Origin of the sequence: Methyloceanibacter methanicus (assembly GCF_001723285.1) — a bacterium.
Taxonomy (GTDB): Bacteria; Pseudomonadota; Alphaproteobacteria; order Rhizobiales; family Methyloligellaceae; genus Methyloceanibacter; species Methyloceanibacter methanicus.
In genome coordinates this window covers 340,745-351,238 of sequence record NZ_LPWG01000012.1, presented here as the reverse complement: position 1 = coordinate 351,238, position 10,494 = coordinate 340,745, and the positions used below count along the sequence as shown (strand labels likewise).

At 64.6% G+C, this 10,494-nt stretch carries 9 protein-coding genes and 1 pseudogene; 5 read left to right on the top strand and 5 right to left on the bottom strand.

Annotation, left to right across the window (positions count from 1 at the left end; all coding sequences use genetic code 11):
• Nucleotides 1-33: 33 nt before the first annotated feature.
• Nucleotides 34-291, bottom strand: a complete 258-nt coding sequence (locus AUC68_RS11355) for an FAD assembly factor SdhE (protein ID WP_280138552.1) — start codon at nt 289-291, stop codon at nt 34-36.
• A 128-nt stretch (nt 292-419) separates the two neighbouring features.
• Between AUC68_RS11355 and recG the strand changes: the two genes are divergently transcribed.
• A complete protein-coding gene (gene recG / locus AUC68_RS11350) occupies nt 420-2,582 on the top strand; it encodes an ATP-dependent DNA helicase RecG (protein ID WP_069437720.1) in 2,163 nt (720 codons plus the stop codon).
• Here recG and AUC68_RS11345 read toward each other — a convergent pair.
• Complete coding sequence (locus AUC68_RS11345) at nt 2,579-3,544, bottom strand: helix-turn-helix domain-containing protein (protein WP_069437719.1); 966 nt, start codon at nt 3,542-3,544, stop codon at nt 2,579-2,581. The two genes, recG and AUC68_RS11345, sit on opposite strands and share 4 nt — an antisense overlap.
• Before the next feature lie 93 nt (nt 3,545-3,637).
• On the opposite strand from AUC68_RS11345, the gene AUC68_RS11340 reads away from it, so the two are divergent.
• The 4 genes and pseudogenes from AUC68_RS11340 to AUC68_RS11325 all read left to right on the top strand — a co-directional run bounded on the left by AUC68_RS11340 (nt 3,638) and on the right by AUC68_RS11325 (nt 6,398).
• Nucleotides 3,638-4,162, top strand: coding sequence for a hypothetical protein (locus AUC68_RS11340; RefSeq protein ID WP_069437718.1), 525 nt, complete (start codon nt 3,638-3,640; stop codon nt 4,160-4,162).
• Nucleotides 4,163-4,219: 57 nt separating this feature from the next.
• Nucleotides 4,220-4,489, top strand: a complete 270-nt coding sequence (locus tag AUC68_RS11335; protein ID WP_069437717.1) for a hypothetical protein — start codon at nt 4,220-4,222, stop codon at nt 4,487-4,489.
• 46 nt (nt 4,490-4,535) lie between these two features.
• The gene (locus AUC68_RS11330) at nt 4,536-4,787 is read left to right on the top strand and encodes a hypothetical protein (RefSeq protein WP_069437716.1); all 252 of its coding nucleotides are present in this window, start codon (nt 4,536-4,538) and stop codon (nt 4,785-4,787) included.
• Nucleotides 4,788-4,959: 172 nt separating this feature from the next.
• Nucleotides 4,960-6,398, top strand: a pseudogene (locus AUC68_RS11325) (DUF1254 domain-containing protein).
• 42 nt (nt 6,399-6,440) lie between these two features.
• On the opposite strand, the gene AUC68_RS11320 reads toward AUC68_RS11325, so the two are convergent.
• The 3 genes from AUC68_RS11320 to glmS all read right to left on the bottom strand — a co-directional run bounded on the left by AUC68_RS11320 (nt 6,441) and on the right by glmS (nt 10,412).
• Nucleotides 6,441-7,190 (bottom strand): DUF502 domain-containing protein, encoded by a 750-nt coding sequence (locus tag AUC68_RS11320; protein ID WP_244500492.1) that lies wholly within the window; start codon nt 7,188-7,190, stop codon nt 6,441-6,443.
• 301 nt (nt 7,191-7,491) lie between these two features.
• A complete protein-coding gene (locus AUC68_RS11315; RefSeq protein ID WP_069437715.1) occupies nt 7,492-8,547 on the bottom strand; it encodes a tetratricopeptide repeat protein in 1,056 nt (351 codons plus the stop codon).
• A 44-nt stretch (nt 8,548-8,591) separates the two neighbouring features.
• The gene (glmS, locus tag AUC68_RS11310; protein WP_069437714.1) at nt 8,592-10,412 is read right to left on the bottom strand and encodes a glutamine--fructose-6-phosphate transaminase (isomerizing); all 1,821 of its coding nucleotides are present in this window, start codon (nt 10,410-10,412) and stop codon (nt 8,592-8,594) included.
• Nucleotides 10,413-10,494: the final 82 nt, after the last annotated feature.

Sequence of the window (10,494 nt, the reverse complement as noted above, 5' to 3'; positions counted from 1 at the left end):
TCATGACACTCAGGGTTTACGCAAAGGACACGGCTATCGCCCGGCTCCGGGAAAATCGTGGAATTCGCGGATCAGGGCGATCAGCGTGTCCAAATCCTTGTCGCCCAGCGAATAGCCCTCATAGACCGACAACTCGATCTCCGGGTCCTGCATCTCGATCAGGCGCTCCAGGACGGATATTTCATCGGCATTCATGCTGTCGATGGCTTGCTCGGCGAAGCGGCCAAGCAGATAGTCCATTTCCTTCGTGCCTCTATGAGAAGCCCGCCAAACGGCCCGGCGGCGGCGCATTCCGAGATCACTCGACATGATCCATGCTTCCAATCCTCGTTGCTGCGTTAGACAGAGCGGCCCTTTCGATGTCAAGGCCACGCCATTGGATATCAAGGGCGCCACGAATCGCTTGCTAGACTAGGCTCATGCGCCCCGCCCGGCTCAATCCACTCTTCACGCCCGTACGCACGCTGAAAGGTGTCGGCCCGCGAATCGAAGGGCTCCTGGACAAGCTTTTAGCGCCCAAAGCCCTGGTGCCCAAGGCCGGGAGCCGGAATGTCCCGGGCGAGACGCGCGTGGGGGGCCATGCCCGGCTGATCGACGTCCTATGGCACCTTCCCGTGGGACTCATCGACCGGGCCCACACGCCCTCCATCGCTTCGAGCCCGCTCGGGCAGATCGTGACCCTGACCGTGCGCGTGGCCGAACATCGGCCCGGCGGGCCACGCAAGGGCCGAAAGGCGCCCTATCGTATCCTGGTGGAAGACGAGACCAGCGCCCTCGACCTCGTCTATTTCAAGGCCGACCGGCGCTATCTGGAACGTCTCCTGCCCGTGGGCGAGACCCGGGTGATCTCGGGCCGGCTGGAATCCTACGACGGCCGGCTGCAGATGACCCATCCGGACCATGTTGCGCCCGTGGAAGGCGGCCCGGGCGTGCCCGACATCGAGCCGGTCTATCCGCTGACCGCCGGCCTCTCCAATACGAGCCTGCGCAAGGCCGTCCAGGGGGCGCTGAACGCGCTCCCCGATCTGCCCGAATGGATCGATGGGGCCTTCGTGGCAAAGAACGATTGGGGCTCCTTCGCGGAGAGCCTCAAGGATTTGCATGCGCCCCGCAGCGAGGACGACCTCCTGCCCGCCAACCCGGCGCGGCAACGGCTGGCCTATGACGAACTTCTCGCCAATCAACTCGCGCTCGCCATTCTGCGCCAGTCTCTGAAGCGCCGCGCGGGACGGTCAATCACAGCCGAAGGGCGTTTGCGGAAAGCGATTGTCGATGCCCTGCCCTTCGCCTTGACCAGTGCGCAAGTCCGGTCTCTCGCCGAGATCGACGCGGACATGGCCGATCCGCTGCATATGTTGCGCTTGCTGCAAGGCGACGTGGGCAGCGGCAAGACCATCGTCGCGCTTCTGGCGATGGCGACGGCCGTCGAAGCCGGGCATCAGGCCGCCTTCATGGCCCCGACCGAGCTGCTGGCCCGCCAGCACTCCGAGACCATCGCGCGCTTCGCCGCGCCCGCCGCTCTGCGCATCCGCCTGCTCACGGGACGAGAACGCGGCAAGGAGCGGCTGGCCATCCTCGAGGCCCTCAAGGCGGGAGAGATCGACATCCTGATCGGCACCCATGCCCTGTTTCAGGAAGCGATCGCCTTCCGGGATCTCGGCCTCGCGGTCATCGACGAGCAACACCGCTTCGGGGTGCATCAGCGGCTGGCCCTCCAGGCCAAGGGCACCGGCGCGGGCGCCGAACTGCTGGTCATGACGGCGACGCCCATACCGCGCACCTTGCTTCTGACGAGCTATGGCGACCTGGACGTATCCCGGCTCGACGAGAAGCCGCCGGGACGCAAGCCCGTGCTGACGCGGACGATTCCCTCGGAGCGGCTCGACGAGGTCGTGGACGGGATCGCGCGCGCGGTGGACGGAGGCGCCCAGGTCTATTGGGTCTGCCCGCTCGTCGGCGAATCCGAGGTGCTGGACCTCGCCGCGGCCGAGGAACGCTTCGCGCATTTGCGCAGCCGCTTCGGCGACCGGGTGGGCCTGGTCCACGGCCAGTTGAGCGGCAAAGAGAAGGACGCCGTGATGGCGCGCTTCGCGGACGGCGACCTGGCGATCCTGGTTTCGACGACGGTGATCGAGGTGGGCGTGGATGTGCCCAACGCTTCCGTCATGATCATCGAACATGCCGAACGTTTCGGCCTCGCGCAGCTCCACCAGCTCCGCGGGCGCGTCGGCCGTGGCACGGCGCAGTCCTCGTGCCTCCTTCTCTACAAGGCGCCATTGGGCGAGACCGCGCGCGAGCGGCTCAACGTCATGCGCGAGACCGAGGACGGCTTCGTCATCGCCGAGGAGGATTTGCGTCTGCGCGGCGGCGGCGAGGTCTTGGGCACGCGGCAGAGCGGACTGCCTGGTTTTCGCATTGCGCAGCTGCCCGAGCATCAAGAGCTGCTCGCGGCCGCGCGGGACGAGGCGCGCCTGTGTCTGTCGCACCTGCCGCATCTGGAAGGCGAACGCGGCGAGCGGTTGCGGCTCTTGCTCTATCTGTTCGAGCGGGACGATGCGGTCAAACTGATGCGCGCGGGCTAGGCGCGGCGCGCGTACTCGCGCGGCGACAGTCCGGTCCAGCGCCGGAACGCGCGGCTGAAATGGGCCTGATCCGAGTAGCCGAGCATGAAGGCGATCTCGATCGCGGACTCCTCGCCGAGCGCGACCCGGCGGATGGCTTCGACACGGCGGACGTCGTCGACAAGTTCCTCAAACGCAAAGCCGAAGTCGCGGAGCCGGCGCTGCAAGGTGCGCCGGCTCAAATGCAGTAGGCGGGCGACACCGTCGATGGACACGCCCCCATAGGGTAACAGTTCCGTCACCAGGCCGCCCAGTCGCTCGGCCGTTTCGGCCGGATCTCCGGCTTGCGCCACCCGATCGGACGAAGGGAGAGGAAAATCCAGGATGGAGCGGTCGATGACGATCCCATCGCGGTCGCAGGCGAAGGCAAGCGAGGGCCCGAACGTTTCCTCGAGCCGTTCGCCCGCTCGCTGATAGGGCTGAACGAACTGCGCGCTGACGGCATCGGGTACGCCCGCAAGCAGCGCGATGCCGCGTAGAACGGCAAGAGCGCCGAGGACGTGCTGTTGCGGATCGGATGTCGTGCGGCCCGCGAACGACAAGCTGAGAACCGCATGCTCCTCCCCGGCCTCAAACCGCAAGTCGGTCCCTTGGTGGATGAGGCCAATGCCGTTCACGGCTGTCTCACAAGCTTCGCGCACCGTGCGGGCACCGCAGATCGCGCGCCCCCACGTGCCGAGATCGGTGAGCTTGAACATGCGCCCGACATCGGCCCCGGGAAAGCGCTCTCCGGTGGCGGCATAGAGTTCGCTGCCGAGCGTGAAGCAGAGATCGCGCGGCACCCAGCCATTGCCGTTGAGAAGCATGGACGGGGAAACGCCCGCGCGTTTGAAAATGTCGCTCGGAAGGACCGAGCGGCTCCGCAGATAGGGCGCGATGTGGAGCAGCGTCCGCGGGTTATGCGCAAAACCGTCCTGCAGCATTCGCGGCCGCTCCTTTTGGCACCAGATGGCAAGACTTATAGCCGAGCCGCCGCGTAGGGTCACGCGCTTACAATCCTAGAGGGAACCCCCGCAATGACGATGAGAGCCCACGGTGCGGCATTCGCCGCGCTGGCAATGACGCTCCTCTTCCTTGGCATTTTCGTAGCCAATGCGTCGGAGGAGAAGAAGGCCGACTTTCTGTTCGTGCAAACCGCGAAGAGCATGACGTTCGACTCAGACACGAGCACGTTGAAACTTGAGAATGTCAGTCCGGTGACATTGTTCTTCACGGACCGTCCAGAGCGCTACGCCGGCAACATGGAAACGGCGCGGTTCATCCCCTTCTGGAGCGAAGGCGAGGACAGCTTCAAGTCCGATCCGCCGAACGCAGACGTTTCCATTCTCGACGGCAAGACGCTGAAGCAAACCGTTGTGGAACTGCAGAACCCCGTCCTGGACAAGGACACCCTCACGTACACCGTCAAAGTGATCGAAGGCGAGATGCCCGCCGAAGGCACCGAGGTCGCGGTGTTCATCGACATCATCGGCCGGCCGTTGACACCGCTGTCCGTCGCGGGTGTCGCGCGCCGGAACTTCCGGCGGGCCGTCCTTTACTGAGACGCCTCCAGTCCCGGACGTATCGTCCAAACCGCATGCGCATTCATCGAGGAACACATGACAAAATCCATTCTCGCCGTTGCCGCCATCCTGACCGGCGCGTTCTCCCTCCCGGCGCTTGCCGCCGAGCCCACACCGGCGGAGTCCAAGTACTGCGCCCACGACTACCGGCTGTACTGCAACCAAGACGGCATCGGATCCCAGTTGCTGGCGCTTTGCATGAGACAGCACGGCAAGGAGCTCTCTCCGGAATGCATCAAGGCCCTGGAAGAGGCCGGCGAGCTGACGCCCGCGGAGGAAGCCGAAGCCAAGAAGCACGGCCTGTAGCCAGAGCGTAAGAGCGCGTGGATCAGGCTCTCGAGGGAAAATCGAAATGACGAAATTGTTCGCAGGGCTTTTCGCCGCTGTGCTGATGCTGGCTGCCGGGATCGCCCCGGCGCCAACCCAGGCACAGGAGGATGCCACCGAGGAAACCGGGACGAGCGCGGACTCCGCCGCAGACTCCAAGAAGGACGAGACCTTCATGGAGAAGCTGGAGGATGCCTTCAAGGAGACCACGACGCCGACCGACGAAGAGGTCGATCCGATCGGAACCGCCGAAGACGCCGGCCGCGACCTCTATTAGTCGCACCTCACCGCACACGGCGCTTCGAGGTCGCGCGGGGGGAACGTCCTGCCCCCCGCGCCCTTTCTCGCCCGGCCGCCCTCCGCGCTTGGCAGGACCGCATCCTCTCGCTAGCGTCGGCAGCCCCACTCTTCGGATCGCGCGTGGCGCGTGGACAAAAGGAGTTCTGCACATGTGCCGGAAGACATCCCTGACGAAACTGGCCACGATCGCATTGGGGGCTTCGCTGCTCTTGTCAGCGGTGCCCGCGAAAGCGGAGGACTGGCCGAGTATCTCGGAGGCAAAGGACATCGCCGAGGAAGGGTTCATCTACGGCCTTCCCATCGTCATGAACTACGCGGTGCAGTACGAGTTCGTCATCGACAAGAACTCGGGCCAATACAAAGGGCCATTCAACAAAATCGCCAACGACTCCCAGGTCTTCACCTACAAGGACACGGCGGTCGTCACGCCGAACAGCGACACGCCCTACTCCATGCTCTGGCTGGATCTGCGCGCCGAGCCCATGATCATTTCGGTGCCGGCGGTCGAGAAGAAGCGCTACTACTCGGTCCAGCTCATCGACGGCAACACCTACAATTACGGCTACATCGGCAGCAGGGCCACGGGCAACGAGCCGGGCAGCTACATGGTGGTCGGGCCCGATTGGCAGGGCGAGGCGCCGAAAGGCATCAAGAAGGTCTTCCGGTCCTCGACGCAGTTCGGGCTGACCATCTTCCGAACCCAACTCTTCGATCCCGCCGATATCGACAACGTCAAGAAGGTCCAGGCCGGCTACAAGGCCGAGCCCTTGCATGCGTTTCTCGGAACGGCCGCGCCGCGCCGGCGCCTAAGATCGACTTTCCGAAGATCGACAAGGACCTGACGAAGAGCAATTTTTTCGAGTATCTCGACTTCGCCCTGCAATTCGCGCCGCCCGCGGAGAACGAGAAGGACATCCGAGCCAAGCTCGCCAAGATCGGTGTCGGGCGCGGCAAGAACTTCAAGTTCAGCGACATGCCCCTCGGCCACCGGCTTGAGATCGGTCTCGGCATGAAGGAAGGCGACAAGAAGGTCGACGCGTATCTCGCCTCCGGCGTCGAGGATATCAACGGCTGGAAGATCGGCTCGTGGTTCGGGAACCAAGCCTTCTACGACGGCGATTGGCTGAAGCGTGCCGCCGGCGCCAAGGGCGGCATCTACGGCAACGACTCCGTCGAGGCGACCTATCCATTGACGCGTCACGATGGCGACGGAAAACCGCTCGACGGGAGCGAAGCCAACTACACGCTCACCTTCGCCAAGGGTGAAATGCCGCCCGTCAATGCGTTCTGGTCCGTGACCATGTACGACGGCAAGACGCAGCTCCTGATCAAGAACCCGATCGACCGCTATCTCATCAACTCGCCGATGTTGCCCGACCTCAAAACGAACGATGACGGCTCGCTGACGCTGTATATCCAGAACAAATCCCCTGGCGCCGAGAAGGAGTCCAACTGGCTCCCAGCACCGGACGGGCCGATCTATCTCGTCATGCGGCTCTACTGGCCGAAGACCGAGGCGCCGTCGATCCTGCCGGCGGGAAAAGGCTCCTGGGCGCCCCCGCCCGTGACCAAGGCCGCGGCCGAGTAGCCGCAAAGCACTGCGGTCCCGCGTCTGCGACGAGAGACCATCCTAAGCGGCGGTCTCTTCTTCCTTGGGCGGCATCGTGTCCGGCCGGGCGGACTTCTTCTTCGCCTCTTCGGCAAGCTGCTTCAGCTTGCTCTGCTTCGGCGCCACGAGTCCGGCGGAAATCACGAGCTTGGCGGCGTCGTCGATCGGCATATCGAGCAGGATCACGTCCTTGGCGGGCATGAACATGACGAACCCGGTCGTGGGGTTGGGCGCATTCGGCATGAACACGGTCATCAGCTCGCCGTTGTCGAGCTTATCCTTCACTTCGCCCGGCGGATCGCCGGACACGAACACGAGCACGTAGAGCCCGCGCCGCGGGAACTCGATGAGGCCGACGCGCTTGAACGAGGTTCCCTGCTTGGAGAAGACCGTGGTGAAGATCTGCTTCAGCAGGCGATACACGCCGCGCACCACCGGCATCCGGTCCAGCAGGATGACGCCGTAGCTGACGATGGTCCGCCCGAACAGATTTGCGGCCAAGGCCCCGATGAGCATCAGGCCGACAATGCCGAAGACGAGACCCACCCCCGGCACGTTGAAGGGCAAGAAATTGTCCGGCAGGTAGGAGTTCGGGATGAGCGGCTTTATCCAGCCGTCGACCAGGTTGATGAACCACCACACCACATAGATGGTGATCGCCACGGGGCCGACGATGATGAGGCCCGTGAGGAAATAGCCTCGGAGCCGCGCAAGGAAGTGCGACGAGGTTGGCTCCAGCGCGCCGAATAGGCTGTGATCGTCCTCTTCCAAACCCGGAAAGTCAGGATCGTGGCGCTCGGGTTCTGGTCCGTGTTCTTGTCGTCTGAATTGGTCATCGTTGGGTGTGGCTTAGGGAAATGTCCAAAATGAGGGAACTACGGCATGCCGGGGCTAGGCAATACTGAATATATGAACCAGGCCCGAACGTGACGCATGGCCGAACATGTCAGCGCTTACAAGTGCCATTTGCGGCTTCGACCCATCGGATCACGTCGCTTTGCTCGGAAGGCGCCTATTGGGATGAAAGTCATAACCTGTCTATGGATCGAAGAGAATGCACGCCTTTTGGGGTCTATTGACCGCTGCCTGTGACCGAATTCCACCATTGCTTCACCGGGCTTCCACCCTCACCCTCACTCACGGAGGTATTCCACCCCGTTGAAGGCGTCGCCTGGGGCTGTGCCGCCGCGGAGGATGCCGCCGAAGACCGTGTGGCCGTGGTCGTGTTCGCCGCCGGCGCGCTCTGCGTGGCCTGGCCCGGCGCGGTTTGCGTCGTCGTGGACTCTCCGCCGCCGGCGATCGAGCCCCACCAGCGGCTGACGGCATTGCCGCCCGAGCCTTCGCTGACCGAGGCATCCCAGCCCGAGGTCGGCGCCGCCCGTGGGGCAGCCGCCGTGGTCGAGGCAGCCTCGCCAGCGGGGGCAGCCGCACCCTGAGCCGCTGTATCGGATGACCCGAAGCTCGGCACGATCTTGTTCCAGACGCTGGTGTTCTCAGCAGGGGCTGCCCCGCCCTCGGGCTGCGCCGCCGTCTTTGGCGCGCCGAAGCTCGGCACGACCTTGTCCCACACGTCGCCAGGGCTGGGGACGCTCGGGATGTAACTCGCGACGCCGGCACTGGTGACCGGCCCCACGCCGCCGTCCTGCGCGATCAGCTTCTGCACCGTGCTGGCGCTCGAATAGCGCCGGGCCTGCGCCATGGCGGACGCGCCCTGGCTCTCCATCCCGGCGGCCTGAAAGGCCAGCCCCTTGTTCACATAGGCCCGCGCCTTGTCCGACGACGGAAGTCCGAGCCACAGAGCCGCGCCGAGATCCGCCGCAGCCTGGCCCGGATAGCCGGCCCGGCGGTAGGCGATGCCCCGCAGATAGAGAGCTTGTGCCACCTGGTTGATCGTGGCGTCCTTGTCGTTCACGGTCGCGGAAAGCTGGCGCGCGGCGTCCTGGAACTGCCCCGCGTTCAGCGAGGCCTCACCGCGACGCAGGCCGATGTCCTGCCCCACCGCGGACCCGGGCAGAACGGCGGCGGCACACGCCAGTCCCAAGGCCAGCCCGAGCGCGGGGCGAAGCCGGAAGAATTGCCCGACGCCGCCCATGCGGCGCGGCCGGACGGTGTGCTGATATTCCGCCATGCCTTTGCTCAAACAAAGAAATCAGGCAAATCCGAGGCTAGAGACTACTCTACCGTTACCGACTTTGCGAGGTTTCGGGGCTGATCCACGTCGGTTCCCATGAAGACGGCCGTGTAATACGCGATCAGCTGAATCGGGACCGCATAGACCAGCGGCGATACGAACCTGTGGACGGTCGGCACCGGCAAGGCCGTCTGGACGGCGCAGCCCACGCTAGCCGGATTGGCATCGCTGACGAGGATGATCTTGCCCTCGCGGGCCGCGACTTCCTGCATGTTGGAGACCGTCTTGTCGAAGAGCTCGTCCTGGGGCGCGATCACGATGACCGGCACGCTCTCGTCGATCAGTGCGATCGGGCCGTGCTTCAACTCACCGGCGGCATAGCCCTCCGCGTGAATGTAGGAGATTTCCTTGAGCTTGAGCGCCCCTTCAAGGGCGATCGGATAGCTCGTCCCCCGGCCGAGATAAAGGACGTCGCGGGCCTTCGACAGGCTGTGCGCCCAGGTCTTCGTAAGGGACTCGTCCCGCAGAATTTCGGCCATGTGACGCGGCACCTCGACCAGCGCCTTGACCAGCTCGGTCTCAAGTTCAGGGCCGATGGTTCCGCGCGCCTTGCCCGCCGCGATGGCGAGGCACGCCAGCACAGTGAGCTGGCAGGTGAAGGCCTTGGTGGACGCCACACCGACCTCCGGACCGCCGAGCGTCGGCAAGACCCCGTCCGACTCCCGGGCAATCGAGGATTCGCGTACATTGACCACGGACAGGACGTGCTGGTTCTGGGCCCGGCAATAGCGGAGCGAGGCCAGCGTGTCGGCCGTCTCGCCGGACTGGGAGACGAACAGAGCCGCCCCACCCGGCTCCATCGCGACCTCGCGATAGCGGAACTCCGAGGCGATATCCACGTCGACCGGCAGCTTGGCCCAGCGCTCGAACCAGTACTTGGCAACGAAGCACGCATAAAAGGCAGTGCCGCACGCGGACAGGGACAGGCGGCCCACATCGGCGAAATCGAACGGCAAGTCCGGGAGCGCGACGCGGTAATTCGCAATGTCGAGATAGTGCGCGAGCGTGTGGCCCACGACTTCCGGCTGCTCGTGAATTTCCTTCGCCATGAAGTGGCGGAAATTGCCCTTGTCCACCATGAGCCCGGCGGCATGGGACTTCACGACGGTACGGTCGACGACAGAGCCGTCGCGGCCGTGGATCGTCACACCCTCCCGCGTGATCACGGCCCAGTCGCCGTCTTCCAGATAGGCGACATCGTCGGTGAAGGGCGCGAGCGCGATCGCATCGGAACCGACGAACATCTCCCCGTCGCCGTAGCCGATGGCCAAGGGGCTGCCCTGCCGCGCGGCAACCATGAGGTCGTCGTATCCCTTGAAGATCATCGCCAGCGCGAACGCGCCTTGGAGATGGGAGAGAACCTTACGGACCGCCGCGATGGGATCCTTGCCGGCGCGCAGTTCGCGCGTGATGAGATGGGCGATCACCTCCGTGTCCGTGTCGGACGTGAACGGGGCACCTTCCGCTTCGAGCTCGGCCTTCAACTCGCGAAAGTTCTCGATGATGCCGTTATGGACCACGGCCACATCGTCGGTCATGTGCGGATGGGCGTTGGCTTCGCTCGGTTTGCCATGGGTCGCCCAGCGCGTGTGGCCGATCCCCGCATCGCCCGACAACGGCTCGGTGGCGAGCAGCGATTCGAGATTGCGCAGCTTTCCCTCGGCCCGGCGCCGCTCGATGCGGTCAGCGCCGACCGTGGCGACGCCAGTCGAATCGTAGCCGCGGTATTCGAGGCGCTTCAGCGCATCGACCAGCAACTCGGCGACCGGTCCCTTTCCGAGGACGCCAACAATTCCGCACATCGCGCCCTCCCTCTTCGTCCTACGCATCGTCATGGGCCTTGAGTCTTGGCCATGCCTGCGGGCCATCGCAACTCACGAGCTG